This is a genomic window from Paraburkholderia sp. RL17-381-BIF-C (genome assembly GCF_046026435.1).
GTDB lineage: Bacteria > Pseudomonadota > Gammaproteobacteria > Burkholderiales > Burkholderiaceae > Paraburkholderia.
Genome location: NZ_JARESX010000031.1, coordinates 1 through 14,764 on the forward strand (window position 1 = coordinate 1; position 14,764 = coordinate 14,764).

The window sequence follows — 14,764 nt, forward strand, 5'->3', positions numbered from 1 at the left end:
CGTTGGAATTCCGATGTTCATTTACCCACTTACCTTCTGGTTAAACGTGCTCTTTGAATTGCATGTGCTCAATAGCTGCGTGTTCAATTTCGCCTTGCTTATCCGTCGTCCCCTGATTGATCGAGACAACAGCGAAGGGGAGGTGCAAGCGCACGGGCAGTGTGATTCCGATATCGAACCGCCATGGCGTCGCCGTGACACTCGATCTATTGGCGCCGCCGTGGGGCAAATCGTATCGAGCGCCGATACCGCCGTTGTCGGAAACAGGATTCCGGCAACGGCGAATGTCCCGTCACTCAAAGATTTGGGCGGCCCGCAGCTTCGCGCGCGTTACGCCTTCTGATAGCGCGGCGCGGGCGTGCCGGTCTGGGTAGCGGCGAACAGAGCGGCGCGAGCGGCGTCGTACTTTTCCCACAGGCTTTCATCAGCGACCGACGGCCACGTCAACTTCTCGCCTCGGTCGAAACCAATCAGGGCTGCATCGACCATGTTTTCGGTGCTCATCACACTCTCCTGGCGCAAGGCCGACAGAGGGATACCCGACTCGTCCCAGATCTCGGTTGCCGTGGTCGCCGGCAGAACAACCTGCAGTCTCACACCCGTGTTCTTCAATTCATCCTGGAGACCGCGGCTGAATGCCAGAACGAAAGACTTGGTGCCGCTGTACACGGAGCTGACCTCCCACGAGTGGACCGACAGCACCGACGCAACATTGATGATGTCCCCTTCATTACGTTCGAGGAAACGGGGCAGCACAGCGTGGGTGAGTCGTGTCAGTGCCACGATGTTGAGATTGATCTGTGCCATCGAGTCGCTGACGGGCGTCTTTCCCAACGGGGTGAAGCGCGCCAGGCCAGCATTGTTGACCAGCAGTGTCACGCTGGAATCGCTGGCCAGCACGTGCTCGACCTTGGCGAGATCAGCTTCCTTGGCGAGGTCCGCTACCAGGACCTGAACCTTGACGCCATAGGTTTCCGACAATTTCTGCGACAGTGCCGACAGGCGATCCGCGCGCCGGGCAACCAGGATCAGGTCGTAGCCGCGCGCAGCCAGACGGTCGGCATAGACGGCGCCAATGCCTGACGAGGCACCGGTGACCAGGGCGGTTTTGTTGCTTGCAGTCATTTTGCTACTCCAGTGGGTTAGGTTGAGCCTTCAACCATATTGATTGAGGGCTCAAGTATAAAGCCATGCTATGGGCTCGTGTCAATAGTGAAGTGCTCAACTATTTTTTGTCAGGAGAAAGTTTCAGCGATCGAACTGAAGGCGGCAGCCCCGATTGCAGAGGGGCGCCGGGCGTCGACCGTGCCGATCTGCGGAAACAAATGTTGCGGGGGCTTGTCAATACTGCAGTACTCAACGATCCTTACGCCATGAAGAAGAAATCTGCTGATATGGCGGGCGCTGGCAGCCCGCGCGTGCCCCGGAACGAAGAAAAGAGCATCTTCGAGTCGTTGGTGTGCACAAACACTGCGCTCAGGCGCGCCGCGCGCCGGTTGGGCACGCTGTACGACGATGCGCTCGCACCGCTCGGGCTGAAGGCCACTCAGGTGGGATTGCTGGCGGAAATCGAGCGCATGACTGCCGAGTCCGGGGGCCAGGCCCCCACGCTCCAGGATCTGGCGACGAAACTTGCGATCCAGATTTCTGCCGTTACACATGCGCTCCGACCCCTCGTCCGAGATGGTTTTGTCGAACTGCAGCCCGACGAGCACGACAGACGGGCGAAGCGCGCAGCGCTCACCACCGCTGGAGAGGCGCGGCTGCACGAGGCTCTTGTGCTCTGGGCCACCGCAAATCAGCGCGTCGAACAGGTCCTTGGGAGCGATTCCGCCTCCGCATTGCGTGCTTTGGCTGATCACGTCGCATCCGATGAGTTTCTGGCGGCGTACGGTCGCAGCTAGGCGAAAGACGCTCGCCAGACCGTGTTCGCCCGGAAGACCAGGCTTCGATAGCGTGTAGATTCTCGCAATCTCTGGACCTTGACGACGGCTCGGGTGTAGACGCCAGTCCAAGGAGGAGCGCCGGTATTCGCGCGTGCCTGGTACAGGGAATGCGCGGAACGGCGCCGGGCGATTCATGGCAGCGATGTTCATGATGTTGCTGCCTCTTCTGAGCAACGCGTTGGCGAGACGGCAGCCACGGGGTGATCCACCATCGCCCGCCAGGAAGCGGGCGTCTCGCCGACTATTTTCTTGAACACGGTCGCGAAATGCGCATGCGACTGGAAGCCGCACTCTAGCGCGACGTCGAGCACTCTTTGCGGGGACGATCGCAACAGTTGCTGCGCGCGGTCGATACGTCGTTTCAGCAGATACTCATGAGGCCGCACGCCGGTGGCGCGCCGAAACTGGGAGGCGAAGTGCATACGCGAGAGACCCGCGCTCGCGGCAATGTCTTCCAGCTTGACCTGCTCAGACAGGTGATCCTCGATAAAATCCACCGCGCGATTCAGACGCCATGGTTGCAACGGCGTCGCCTCACGCTGAACAGCAATGCGAGCATAGTGGCGAGCGACGATTCGCGACACGACGGCGAGGCTCACCTGCTCGACGAACATCTTGCCGAAGAGAGCGCCGTTGCTCCGTGCGGCAATGAGCGCCTGGATGAGACTTTCAAGCACCGGATCGCGGATCATGTCGGGACTGTCGAGCACAATGGCGCCTGCGCTGGCACCCTCGAAAAGGTCCTGATAGCACTCCGCCAATACCTGCTGTGAAACGAACAGATGAGCCAGGTCGGCGGACGAGTTGAAAATGGTTCGAGTCGATACGCCCGGCGCAGTGACCTGCGCAATGCCCGGCGTCATTCGACCCTGCGCGACGCGTCGGCCGGCATGGCTGAACGTGAAGTTAGCCCACTTCAGGTTCAGCGCAATACAATGCAATTCGTCATTGCCCGGGTTCGCCACTTCGAGTGGTGCATCACCGGCGTGAGTCCATCGCGTCACGACGACTGCGCCAGGATTCGCACGAGCCTCGACCTGATCTGCGTCGGCGCAGCGCCAGTGCACTTCGCTAGGAATGCTCGATGCGGGAAACGATGCCATAGCGTGTCCGTCCTTTCACAATGTTGAGCTTCGACATGGCGGCAGCCAGTCAGATCAGTTCTGCCAAGGTCGACTGCTCGAAGGTCACGATCGAGTCCTGAGCGCCGTCCCTGACTTTCCTCACCCAATTCGGATCAGCCGCCAGCGCACGTCCAACCGCAACGAGGTCGAACTCTCCATCGCCGAGGCGGCGCAACAGCGAGTCCAGCGAGGCAGCCTGGTGCTGGCCGTATTGCCGATCGGTGTCTCGAGCGTGGAGCGTGTGCAGAAAATCCGGCCCTTCGAGACCGATGGAGCCGACAGTCATAGCCGGCAAGCCGGTAATCTTTTTTGCCCAGCCCGCAAGATTAAGTGAGGAATCCGTAAATTCAGGTTCCCAAAAACGGCGCGTGGACGCATGAAAAATGCTCACACCTGCGTCCGCAAGAGGAATCAGCAGTTGTTCCAGTTCGCCGGGCGTGCGGGCTAGCCGGCTGCTGTAATCCTGAACTTTCCACTGCGAAAAACGCAGCGACACGGTGAAGTCATAGCCGACCCGGTTGCGAATTGCCTTGACGATTTCAGTGGCGAATCGAGTGCGCCCAGCGATGCTGCCTGCGTACGAATCGGTGCGGCGGTTCGTCGCTTCCCAGAAGAACTGGTCGACAAGATAGCCGTGCGCACCATGTATCTCGACGGCGTCGAAGCCGATCGCGCGCGCTGTCTGTGCGGCTTGCGCAAAAGCTTCTATCGCGTCCGCGATCTCGCTGTCGGTCATTGCATGCGAGTGGGCTCCCTCTGAGGAGGGACCCTCGGACGGTGCGCTGGGTTCGGGGCCCGTGCCGGGTTCGCGCCGCAGCCCCATATGCCAGAGCTGGACCGCAATCTTGCCACCGGCAGCATGGACGCCGTCGACTACATGCTTCCACCCGAGGATGCTTTCGGGCGAATGGATGTTCGGAATGGCTTCGTCACTCGACGCCGCCGGCCGCCCGATCGTCGTTCCTTCCGTGATGATCAGGCCGACGCCTCCCTCGGCGCGGCGTCGATAGTACGCAGCCACGTCCTCACCTGGAACGCCGCCCGGGCTCTTACGCCGCGTCATCGGCGCCATCACGATCCGGTTCGCCAATTCAAGTCCCGCGCCGTGAAACGGAGTAAACAGGTTAGTCTTTTCGCTCATTCGAAGCCTCGAATCGGTTATGCCGATAAACTTGGCGGCTGTGTCGGCGGTTCGCCAACGAACCCCATTCATGCAGAAGCGGTTACGCGACGTTGTAACGGGAAGCCGGCTTACCCGATTGGGACGCCAGAAATAGCTTTTCGCGCGCCTGGTCGTACTCTTCCCACAACCTCAAGTCTTCAACCGACGGCAAGGTGATCGATTCGCCTTGTGCCAAACCGGCCAACGCGGCGTCGACGAGATGGTCGGCGCTCATGACAACGCTCTTATCCAGGTTGGAGACAGGGAAGCCCGCGATGTCCCAGAAACCTGTGTGAGTCGCCGCCGGCATGACCAGTTGGACTTTTACGTTGGTGCCCGCGACTTCCTGCTGAAGCCCGCGAGTGAAGCTCAGGACATAACCCTTGGTGCCGCTGTACACGGTGCTGACAGGAAGTGTATGAAGCGCGAGGACGGAGCTGATATTGACGAGCGTCCCTTTGTCCCGCTGCTTGAACAACGGAAGAATGGCGTACGACAGGTGGACGAGTGCATCCACGTTCAGTGCGTTCATCGTTTCGAGGTTGCTGAGCTTCGAGTCCGTGAAACCGCCGAGCGTGCCGGCGCCGGCATTGTTGACGAGCATCGTGATGGTTGCGTCGCGGGTAATGGCGGTCACCACCGTCTCGACGCCGGATTGCGTCGTCAGGTCTTCGGCGAGGAACGTCGCACGAATGCCAAACTGCGCTGACAGGCTTTGGGCCAGTTCGCTCAGACTATCGGCATTCCGGGCGATCAACAGGAGGTCATATCCCTGCTTTGCAAGACGGTTGGCATAGACCTTGCCGATGCCGGCCGATGCGCCAGTAATGACTGCAGTACCTTTGCCTGAAGAATGGGTGCTCATAAAACCTCCGTGGGACGGGTTGGATTGCGTGCTGGGGGATCTCGCTTTCGATGGGTGGACTTTGCTGGTTTTTTTGGCATTGATATAGACGGTGGGCGCTCATATCATTAAGTCCACCCGGGAATAGGTGTCGCTCAAAATGGATAAGCTGCAGGCCATCACCGTCTTTGTCCGCGTCGTCGAGGCAGGCAGTTTTTCGGCGGTCGCACTTCAAACCAACACGACGCAGAGCGCGGTCAGCAAACAGGTGGCCGCGTTGGAGCGCGAACTCGGCACCAAACTGCTGACGCGTACGACCCGCTCGCTCGCATTGACGCAAGAAGGTGAACGCTATTTCAACCGGGTGCGACGCCTTGTGGCCGAGATGGACGAGGCCGAGGGCGAGTTGCGGCGTGGTGAGCAGCAACTGGTTGGATGGCTGCGAATCGCGGCGTCGGTTGGGTTCGGTCGAATCAAGCTCATGCCAATGATTCAGACCTTCCTGGCTGCGCATCCCGCGGTGAAGATCGATATCCGTCTGCAAGACAGCGTTGTCGATCTGGTTGAAGAGGGAATCGATGCGGCGGTTCGTATCGGCGACATGCCGGACAGTACTTTAATTGCGCGTAAGGTCGGCACTTCTCCCCGGCACATCGTCGCACACAACCGCTATTTGTCGTCGCTTCCGAAGGGACTGATGGCGCCCGTCAAGCCTGAGGATCTCGCTGCGCACAACTGCGTTGTCTACACGGAATTGCCCATGCGCAACAACTGGACTTTTACCGCGGGCAGCGCTGCGCTGGAGCCAGAAGGGACAACGCGAGTCGTTCGTGTAGCGGGTAATCTGCAAAGTAACAGCAGTGAAGTGATCCGTGCATCGGTCCTCGCGGGAATGGGCATCGGGTGTTCGCCGACCTGGCTTTTCCATGAAGAAATCGCCAGCGGCGAGGTCCAGCTACTGTTGGCCGACTGGCGACCTCCGCCGGTCTCTATTCATCTGGTCTATCCGCGCGAACGACGGAACTCAGCGAAAGTGAAGGCCTTCGCGCAGCACGTCGCGAGCGCATTGGCTGACGGGTAGCAGTACTGTTGGATTAGCCAGGTCAATCTGGCGGCACATACATCGCTCCTGCACGAATGACGACTCAGAGGCAGATCAAAACTTGAGGGGCACGCTTCGCGCGGACAATGTTTCCGTGCGAATCCTAAATCGCTGGGCGCGGAGTAAAGCCCCTGTCGAGGTAGTCAGACAGACTGGCGGCGTCTCAACACAAAAGCGTCGCCGGTGTTTCTCTGCATGCGGCGGCGCCCGCAACCAAAGGAGCTGTCATGTCTGAAAATACCCCCATCCCTCCGTTCCCACCGTTCACTCTGGAGACAGCCACGCAAAAGGTGCGCGCCGGGGAAAATGGCTGGAACTCTCGCAATCCGGAGAAAGTGTCTCTTGCCTACACGGTTGACAGCCGTTGGCGCAACCGTTCCGAATTCATCACCGGCCGCGAACAGATCGTGCCCTTTCTGCGCCGCAAGTGGGAGCGCGAGCACGAATACCGCTTGATCAAGGAGATTTGGGCGTTCACGGAAAATCATATTGCAGTCCGATTCGCTTACGAGTGGCACGACGATGCGGGCAACTGGTACCGTTCATTCGGTAACGAAAACTGGCAGTTCGCCGAAAACGGTCTGATGGCTGTGCGCCATGCATCCATCAACGATGTGCCGATCAAAGAAGCCGATCGCAAGTTTTTCTGGGCGCTGGGTCCTCGCCCGGAGGATCATCCGGGACTCAGCAGTTTTGGGTTCTAGAAACGACGCCGGTTCCTTTCTCGTCGGTTCATACTCCTCTGCCGCGCGAAATGTGAGGAGGCGATACGTATCGTCGACTCAATGTCGGATTGCGGCAGGGGAGTACTCATGTGGCGGTGAATTTGCGGCGATGCCGTCGCGTTCGAAACGGGTCGTTCGTTCGAGCGGTGAGCGCCGCCTCGCCAAACCTTCAGTCTCCTTCACGAGCCGGTGAGACGCCACTTCCGGCTGCTTTTCAGCTACTGCGGCAGCGCGGACAAGGCGATTTCTCCGGCGCTGTCCAGTTGTTCGACGTGCCAGCATGTGTCGATCAGTTTGCGGGTCCTATCCGGCGATAGAATACCTTCGGCCAGGTCCGAGAATTTCTTCTCGAGTTGCTGATCGGTCATCGGCACTTCGGTGCTGCCGATCGCGTGCTGGATGAATTTATGCAGCTTGCGCCCGTCCTTCAGTGTGATCGTCATGTCGACCTGCTCCGGCTTGATGGCCGGGTCGACGATGGTATTCACCTTCTGGCGCAGTGCCACCGTCATCGGGTCACGCACCTTCGCGTCGCTGAACTGCTTCTCACCCGCCGCGCCGTCGATCACGGCAATCGCCACCGCGTGATAGACGCTGAACTTGCCCTCGAGTCCGATCTGCGGGGTCTTCTTGCCGGTCGCCGCGGCCGCACCGAATACGCCACACGGGCGGCGCGCCGATTGATTAATACGTCGGGCCGAGATAGCCCGGAAGTCCCGGTGCGCTTTGCTGTTCGCCAGTCGAAGCGCTCGTCGCTGTCCGGACGAGGCAGTGCGGAGCGGAAAAAGCGGCCCAACGGAATTCTTTCAGCTTCGTGGTTGGTGAAAGATAAACATCTATCACCAACCACGAGACGAGCAATGTTGCTGACCGCCGGAACGCCTGCACACGGTCCCACGCGGTCAGTGTCAACTCAGCATAAAAGGCGCCTCAACATATCGCCCTCACCATGGCAGCGAGTAGGTCTTGGTATTGGTGAAACTCTTCATAGCTTCCTGCACGCCTTCCTTATAACCGAGTCCCGAATCCTTCACGCCGCCGAACGGCGTCAGTTCGAGTCGATAACCCGGTACTTCGCGTACATTCACGCTGCCCACTTCCAGTTCGGTGACGAACCGCGTGATGTAGTCGAGTCGGTTCGTGCAGACCGACGATGACAACGCGTAGTCGGTGCAGTTGGACATGCGGATCGCTTCGTCGATATTGGAGAAGCGCATGATCGGTGACACCGGCCCGAACGTCTCGTATTTGACGAGCGGCATGTCGGGCGTGACTCGATCCACGACGGTCGGCGAGTAGAGCGCGCCATCCCGGCAGTTACCCGCCAGCAGCCGCGCGCCGCGCGACAACGCGTCGTTGACCTGCTGCTCGCAGAACCGCGCGGCCGCCTCGTCGATGACCGTGCCCATGTCGACCGCGCTATCCGCGGGATTCCCGTATTTCCACGCGCGCGTCTTGTCCACGACGAGTTCGGTAAAGCGATCGGCAACCGACTCATGCACCAGCATGCGCTTGATTGCCGTGCATCGCTGGCCGGAATTCTTGTAAGAGCCCGACACGGCGAGTGAGCTGGCTTCGTCCAGATCGGCATCTTCCATCACGATGATCGGGTCGTTGCCGCCGAGTTCGAGCACCGCGCGGCGGTAGCCCATCCGGGCGGCAATCGATTTTCCGATCGACACGCCACCCGTAAACGTAATGAGATCGATCGCGGGGTTCGTGATCAGCTCATCGGCAATGACGGCAGGGTTGCCGGTCAACACTTGCAGCATCTGCACGGGCAGACCCGCCTCATAGAGAATGTCCGCCAGCAGATAGCACGACAGCGGCACCTTTTCCGACGGTTTGACGACGATACGATTGTTCGTGGCGATAGCCGGCACGATCTTGTGCGCCACCTGATTCATTGGATGGTTGAACGGCGTAATCGCGGAAATCACGCCGAGTAACGGATCGCGTTGCGTATAGACGCGGCGTTTTTTTCCGTGAGGCGTGAGGTCGCACGAGAAAATCTGGCCGTCGTCTTTCAGCACCTCGCCCGCGCCGAAAACCAGCACGTCGGCAACGCGGCCGGCTTCGTAGGTCGAGTCCTTCCAGCACAAGCCGGCCTCCGCCGTGATGAGCGCGGCGATTTCGTGCGTGCGAGCCCGGACCGCGTCGGCTGCGCGCCGCAGGATCGCCGCCCGCTCATAGCGGGTGAGGGCGGGGCGATACGCGCGCGCAAATTCGAACGCGTGACGCACGTCTTCCAGCGTCGCTTTCGGCACGGTGCCGACCAGCGTGCCGTCGTAGGGATTACGCACTTCGATCACTTCGTCGCGATGGACTTTCTCTCCACCAATACGCAACGCTTCATGACGCACCTGCCACTGAGTTTTCGTTTCCGCAATAGCGTTCATATCCGGTCCCCGGTCATTGAAGGTGATTGAGTGCGATATCGATGATGTCGAAATTGCGCAGCCGTGCCCGCTCGACAACGGATTTCGCGACCGGTTGATTGAACAGCAGCGGCACGATCTGTTCGGCGAGGCCGCCGTGCGAGCGCAGCGGTACATCGAGGCCGGACAGGTCGTGTTTGATGCGCCGTGTGCCGAGCACGACATCGCGCGTCGAGATCACGATCAGGTCGCCCATGCGCGCGGGCGGAAGTTCGAAGCGCGCGCAGCCTTCGGCGCCCGTCAGCACGACTTCGATGCCGGGTTCCGCCGAGAGCCGACGGCGCATCGCCTCGACATCGGCCGAAGGCGGAAGGTAGACCGTGGCGAACGATCCCAGCGCGCCGTGATGCACGACGTAAGGGTCGGTGATGGGCAGAATCACGCGAGCGGCGTCATGGCCGAGCCACTCGTCAAAGCGCTCCTGAAGATAGATCACGTTGGGTTCGCCGTCTTCATTGTGCTTCGCATTCATGCCGTGATCAGCCGTGATGGCGACAATCGCACCGAGTTCGTCGAGCCGCCGCAGGTAGCCGTCCATCATCTGGTAAAACGCGTTCGCACCGGGTGTGCCGGGTGCGCACTTATGCTGGACGTAGTCCGTGGTCGACAGATACATCAGGTCGATCGCGCGGGTTTCGAGCAGGCGCACGCCTGCAGCGAATACGAATTCCGACAGGTCGGCGCTGTACACGCTCGGCACCGGCTTGCCGACCAATTCCAGCACGTTGTCGATACCGTTCTCCTCGATCGTCGCCTCGTCGGCTTTCTCCGCGGAGAAGCACACGCCCGCCAGATCTTTGCCTAACAGGCGGCGCAATTTGTCTTTCGCCGTGACGACCGCCACATGCGCACCCTTTTCGGCGAAACCGGCCAGCACGGTGGGCGCGACGAGGTACTTCGGATCGTTCATCAGCACCTCGGTGCCGCTGTCGCGATCGAAAAAATAGTTGCCGCTAATGCCGTGAACGGCAGGTGGCACGCCCGTCACGATCGACAGGTTGTTCGGATTCGTGAAACTCGGCACGACGCATTCCCCCTTGAGCGCCGTGCCGGGATGCAGCAACTTGCCGAGAAAGGGCGCAACGCCCGCCGCTGCCGCCATCTCCAGATATTCATAGGCACAGCCGTCCACACAGACCACAACGACGGGTCGATGCATCCAGTTGTAGCTACGGCCGTTCACTTCGATGGAAACCGGTGTTGCGCTCATGACGTGTCCTTTGGCTAGGGTAAGTCGGGTGTTGGGGATGAGGCGTTATGTGGCAAAGTGTGGCAATACTTGACATTAAAATTGATGCTTTGTAGATTGTCAACAACAGACAACATTCTCGAAACCAAAAAAGCCGTCGTCACGAAGCTCGTAAGCAGCAGTCCCGTAGCACCGGTCGTTTTCGTCGCAGGCCGCGACGCCACTTTCTCAAGGGGTCTGGAAATGAAGGATAAGCAGGGGTCAAAGGGTCGCAGCAGTCGCTGGAATGTGGCGTTGCGTGGTCTCGTTGCCGCCGCCGTCGCATTCGGCGCGGTCCAGTTCGCGCAGGCGAAAACGCAGTTGCTCGTCTATACCGCGCTCGAAGACGAAGCCATGAAGCCGTACAAGGACGCTTTCGAAAAAGCCAACCCCGATATCGAAATCCGCTGGGTGCGCGATTCGACGGGCGCGGTGACCGCCAAGCTGCTCGCTGAAAAAAGCAATCCGCGCGCCGATGTCGTGCTCGGACTCGCGGCATCCAGTCTGACGCTGCTCGATCTGCAGGGAATGCTGATGCCCTACGCGCCGAAAGGCTTCGACAGCCTGACGCGCAAGTACAGCGACGCCAATACGCCGCCGCACTGGGTCGGCATGGACGTATGGGGCGCGACGGTCTGCTACAACCGCGTCGAGGCAGAGAAGCGCCACCTGCCTAAGCCGACCTCATGGGAAGACCTGACCAAGCCCATCTACAAGGGGATGATCGTGATGCCGAGCCCGGTGTCCTCCGGTACGGGCTATCTGGACGTGACCTCGTGGCTGCAAACGTTCGGTGACGACAAGGGCTGGAAGTACATGGACGCGCTCGACAAGAACGTCGCGCAATACGTGCACTCGGGTTCGAAGCCCTGCACGCTGGCCGGCACCGGCGAGTTTCCGATTGGCATCTCATTCGAATTTCGCGGGCACGAGTTGCAGGCCCAGGGCGCCCCGATCGATCTCATCTTCCCGAAAGAGGGACTGGGGTGGGATATGGAAGCGACGGGGATCATGAAGACCACCAAACAGCCCGAAGCGGCCAAGAAACTCGCGGATTTCATGGCCAGCAAAGAAGCCAATGAAATCACCGCGCAATGGTGGGCGATCGTTGCGTATCCCGGTGTCGCGAAGAAGCTCTCCGGCATTCCCGACAACTATTCGGAACTGCTGGTGAAAAACGATTTCACCTGGTCGGCGAAAAACCGCGACGCGATTCTCGGCGACTGGCAGAAGCGCTACGGCAGCAAGGAGCAGAAGTAGGACCGGCTTCGACAGGGTCTTGAGGAGCGCCGGGCGTGCGGTACGCACGCCCCGAACAAACGGTGAAGCAACGCGCGGCGGCGCGTCGCCGCCATGCAGGCTTGGCATCGGAGGAGTTTATGACAGCGTATTTGAGCGTGCAGAACGTCTACAAGCGGTTCAATGACACGCCGGTTCTGGAGGACATCAATCTTGGCGTGAAGCAGGGAGAGATGATCTGTTTCCTCGGCCCATCGGGATGCGGCAAGACGACTTTGCTGCGCATCATCGCCGGCCTCGAAACGCAGAGTGCCGGCCAGATCACGCAGGACGGCCGCGATATTTCGCGGCTGCCGCCCCAGCTTCGCGATTACGGCATCGTCTTTCAGTCGTATGCGTTGTTCCCCAATCTGACCATCTTCGACAACGTGGCCTACGGTCTCGTGAATCGCAAGATGAAGCGCGCGGCGATCGCCGATCGCGTCAACGAACTGCTCACGCTCGTGGGCCTGCCGGACGCGCAGCGCAAACATCCGAATCAGCTGTCGGGCGGTCAGCAGCAGCGTATCGCCCTGGCGCGGGCGCTTGCCACCTCGCCGGGGCTGCTGTTGCTCGACGAGCCGTTGTCAGCGCTGGATGCGCGTGTGCGAGTGCGGCTGCGTCAGGAGATACGTCAGTTGCAGCAGCGGCTCGGCGTGACCACGATCATGGTCACGCACGACCAGGAAGAAGCGCTTTCCATGGCCGACCGGATCGTGGTGATGAATCAGGGCGTGATCGAGCAGATCGGCACACCGCACGAAATCTATCGCGAGCCGGCGTCGCCGTTCGTTGCCGATTTCATCGGCAAGGTCAACCTGATTCCCGCCGAAGTGACACGCGACGGCAACCTCAAGGCGGGCTCGCTGGCACTGCGCTACGGGTGCGGAACGCAGCGCGCGGTGCCGGGCTCCAGGGTGTCGGCCTTCGTTCGCCCGGAAGACATCCATATCAGCGCGCCGGGTAGCGCCGCGGACAATCTGCTGCCGGCTTCGGTGGAGAAACTGGAGTTCCTCGGCGCGTTCTGCCGGGTCAGTTTCAAGGTGGACGGTCTCGGGGAGCAGGAAATCGTCGCTGACCTGTCGTTTCACGAGATGCATCGGACGAGTCTGCAGCAGGGGGCGCGCTTCGATCTGGCCATTAGCCGCGAGCACGTGTGCGTGTTTTCGGCCGCGAAGGAGCGACTTCAATGAGTGCCGTTCTGTTGGAGCGTCGCAGCGGCGACGAGGCGCACGCCGAAGTGCGTCAGAAGAGCCATTGGCACGACCGGGTCGCGCAGTTGGCGCTCGTGCTGATGTCCGCGTTTCTCGGCGTGTTTTTGCTGTTGCCGCTGGCTCTGGTGGTCGGTAAATGCTTCGTCGACGCGGACGGTCATTTTGTCGGATTGGTCAATTTCAAAGGCTATCTGGCGGACTCGGGCGTGTGGACCTCGACGCTGCATTCGGTCACGGTCGCCTGCCTGGTGACGGCCATCGTGATTCCGATGGCATTCACGTTTGCCTACGCGCTGACCCGTTCGTGCATGCCGATGAAAAACGCCGCGCGCACGGTCGCGTTGTTGCCGCTGCTCGCACCGACGTTGCTCTCCGCTGTGTCGTTCATCTACTGGTTCGGCAACTCGGGCATCCTGAAACCATTGCTTCACGGACATTCGATCTACGGGCTGCCGGGCATCGTATGCAGTCTGGTCTATGCCGCGTTTCCGCATGTGCTGATGATTCTCGTGACGGCGCTCTCGCTGTCCGACGGGCGCCTGTACGAAGCAGCGGACGCAATGGGCACGCGCCGCATGCGCAGGTTCTTCACGATCACGCTGCCGGGCGCGAAGTACGGCCTGATCAGCGCGACGATGGTGTCGTTTACGATCTGCATCAACGATTTCGGTGTGCCGGTCGTTATCGGCGGGCCTTATTCGGTGCTCTCCACCGACATTTATAAGCTGATCATCGGCTTGCAGGATTTCAACCGGAGCGCGGTTGTCAGTCTGCTGCTGCTGTGTCCCGCGCTGGTTGCGTTCGCGATCGACTTTTTCATTCGCCGCAAGCAGCAGTCGCAACTCGGCGCGCGTTCCACGCCTTATCAGCCGAAACCCGCGCGCGGCTTCGACATGGCCATGCTCGGCTACTGCGGCCTCGTGTGCGCTCTGGTGCTGGCAGTGGTCGGCATTTCCGTGTTTGCCTCCTTCGTGAAGTTCTGGCCGTATCAGATGAGTCTCGGCTTGCAGCACTACAAGATGGGCCTGATTGGCGCCGGGATTTTCGATGCCTACAAGAACAGCCTGAAGATGGCGGCATGCGTGGCGATCGGCGGCACCATCATCGTGTTCGGCGGCGCGTATCTCGTCGAGAAGACGCGCGGACCGCGCTGGTTACGCGGCTTTATCAATCTGTGCGCGATTCTGCCGATGGGTGTGCCGGGACTCGTGCTGGGCATCAGCTACATCTTTCTTTTCAACTCGCCCGCCAACCCGCTCAACGGCCTTTACGGCACGCTCGCGATACTCGCGATCGTGACCGTGGTGCACTACTACTCGTCGAGTCATCTGACCGCCGTGACCGCGCTGCGTCAGATCGACAATGAGTTCGAGGCCGTCTCCGCGTCCTTGAAAGTGCCTTTCTACAGGACGTTTTTCCGCGTCACCGTGCCGGTCTGCCTGCCGTCCATCCTGCAGATTGCGCGCTATCTCTTCGTCAATGGCATGACGACCGTGTCCGCCGTCGCGTTTCTTTATTCACCCGACACGCAACCGGCCTCGGTCGCCATTCTCAATCTCGACGACGCCGGACAGATCGGACCGGCCGCGGCGATGGCCACGCTGGTCCTCGTGACAGCGGCGCTCGCCTGTCTGCTGTTTGCCGGCGTGTCGCATGGCGTATTGCGCAGAACCCAGGCATGGCGCACGTCGCGTCGTGGCTGA

Annotated in this window: 14 protein-coding genes; 7 read left to right on the plus strand and 7 right to left on the minus strand. The window is 60.4% G+C overall.

Going from position 1 to position 14,764, the window contains the following annotated elements; genetic code table 11:
• On the plus strand, positions 1–343 hold a 343-nt coding region (locus P0D70_RS19750; protein WP_408185721.1), incomplete at its 5' end, for a hypothetical protein.
• Here the strand turns inward: P0D70_RS19750 and P0D70_RS19755 are convergent.
• Complete coding sequence (locus P0D70_RS19755) at positions 331–1,125, minus strand: SDR family NAD(P)-dependent oxidoreductase (RefSeq protein WP_408185722.1); 795 nt, start codon at positions 1,123–1,125, stop codon at positions 331–333. The two genes, P0D70_RS19750 and P0D70_RS19755, sit on opposite strands and share 13 nt — an antisense overlap.
• 248 nt (positions 1,126–1,373) lie before the next feature.
• On the opposite strand from P0D70_RS19755, the gene P0D70_RS19760 reads away from it, so the two are divergent.
• Positions 1,374–1,904: a MarR family winged helix-turn-helix transcriptional regulator gene (locus P0D70_RS19760; RefSeq protein ID WP_408185723.1), complete on the plus strand. Its 531-nt coding sequence runs from the start codon at positions 1,374–1,376 to the stop codon at positions 1,902–1,904.
• Positions 1,905–2,092: 188 nt separating this feature from the next.
• Here the strand turns inward: P0D70_RS19760 and P0D70_RS19765 are convergent, their stop codons facing one another.
• From P0D70_RS19765 to P0D70_RS19775, 3 genes are all read right to left on the minus strand, one after another.
• Positions 2,093–3,049 (minus strand): helix-turn-helix transcriptional regulator, encoded by a 957-nt coding sequence (locus P0D70_RS19765; protein WP_408185724.1) that lies wholly within the window; start codon positions 3,047–3,049, stop codon positions 2,093–2,095.
• A 49-nt stretch (positions 3,050–3,098) separates the two neighbouring features.
• Positions 3,099–4,211, minus strand: a complete 1,113-nt coding sequence (locus P0D70_RS19770; RefSeq protein WP_408185725.1) for an NADH:flavin oxidoreductase — start codon at positions 4,209–4,211, stop codon at positions 3,099–3,101.
• Positions 4,212–4,293: 82 nt separating this feature from the next.
• On the minus strand, positions 4,294–5,097 hold the full coding sequence (locus P0D70_RS19775; protein WP_408185726.1) for an SDR family NAD(P)-dependent oxidoreductase: 804 nt from the start codon (positions 5,095–5,097) through the stop codon (positions 4,294–4,296).
• A 139-nt stretch (positions 5,098–5,236) separates the two neighbouring features.
• On the opposite strand from P0D70_RS19775, the gene P0D70_RS19780 reads away from it, so the two are divergent.
• Both P0D70_RS19780 and P0D70_RS19785 read left to right on the plus strand, forming a co-directional pair.
• Positions 5,237–6,157, plus strand: coding sequence for a LysR family transcriptional regulator (locus P0D70_RS19780; protein ID WP_091793403.1), 921 nt, complete (start codon positions 5,237–5,239; stop codon positions 6,155–6,157).
• A gap of 248 nt (positions 6,158–6,405) precedes the next feature.
• Complete coding sequence (locus tag P0D70_RS19785; protein WP_091793405.1) at positions 6,406–6,882, plus strand: nuclear transport factor 2 family protein; 477 nt, start codon at positions 6,406–6,408, stop codon at positions 6,880–6,882.
• A 239-nt stretch (positions 6,883–7,121) separates the two neighbouring features.
• Here P0D70_RS19785 and P0D70_RS19790 read toward each other — a convergent pair whose 3' ends face one another.
• From P0D70_RS19790 to phnA, 3 genes are all read right to left on the minus strand, one after another.
• Complete coding sequence (locus tag P0D70_RS19790) at positions 7,122–7,643, minus strand: MmgE/PrpD family protein (RefSeq protein WP_408185784.1); 522 nt, start codon at positions 7,641–7,643, stop codon at positions 7,122–7,124.
• A 204-nt stretch (positions 7,644–7,847) separates the two neighbouring features.
• Positions 7,848–9,302, minus strand: a complete 1,455-nt coding sequence (phnY, locus tag P0D70_RS19795; RefSeq protein ID WP_408185727.1) for a phosphonoacetaldehyde dehydrogenase — start codon at positions 9,300–9,302, stop codon at positions 7,848–7,850.
• Between the two features lie 13 nt (positions 9,303–9,315).
• Positions 9,316–10,551, minus strand: coding sequence for a phosphonoacetate hydrolase (gene phnA, locus P0D70_RS19800; RefSeq protein WP_091793409.1), 1,236 nt, complete (start codon positions 10,549–10,551; stop codon positions 9,316–9,318).
• 222 nt (positions 10,552–10,773) lie between these two features.
• On the opposite strand from phnA, the gene P0D70_RS19805 reads away from it, so the two are divergent.
• From P0D70_RS19805 to P0D70_RS19815, 3 genes are all read left to right on the plus strand, one after another.
• Positions 10,774–11,829: a putative 2-aminoethylphosphonate ABC transporter substrate-binding protein gene (locus tag P0D70_RS19805; RefSeq protein WP_091793411.1), complete on the plus strand. Its 1,056-nt coding sequence runs from the start codon at positions 10,774–10,776 to the stop codon at positions 11,827–11,829.
• Between the two features lie 119 nt (positions 11,830–11,948).
• The gene (locus P0D70_RS19810) at positions 11,949–13,040 is read left to right on the plus strand and encodes a putative 2-aminoethylphosphonate ABC transporter ATP-binding protein (protein ID WP_091800390.1); all 1,092 of its coding nucleotides are present in this window, start codon (positions 11,949–11,951) and stop codon (positions 13,038–13,040) included.
• A complete protein-coding gene (locus P0D70_RS19815) occupies positions 13,037–14,764 on the plus strand; it encodes a putative 2-aminoethylphosphonate ABC transporter permease subunit (RefSeq protein WP_408185728.1) in 1,728 nt (575 codons plus the stop codon). The genes P0D70_RS19810 and P0D70_RS19815 overlap by 4 nt, the downstream gene beginning before the upstream one ends.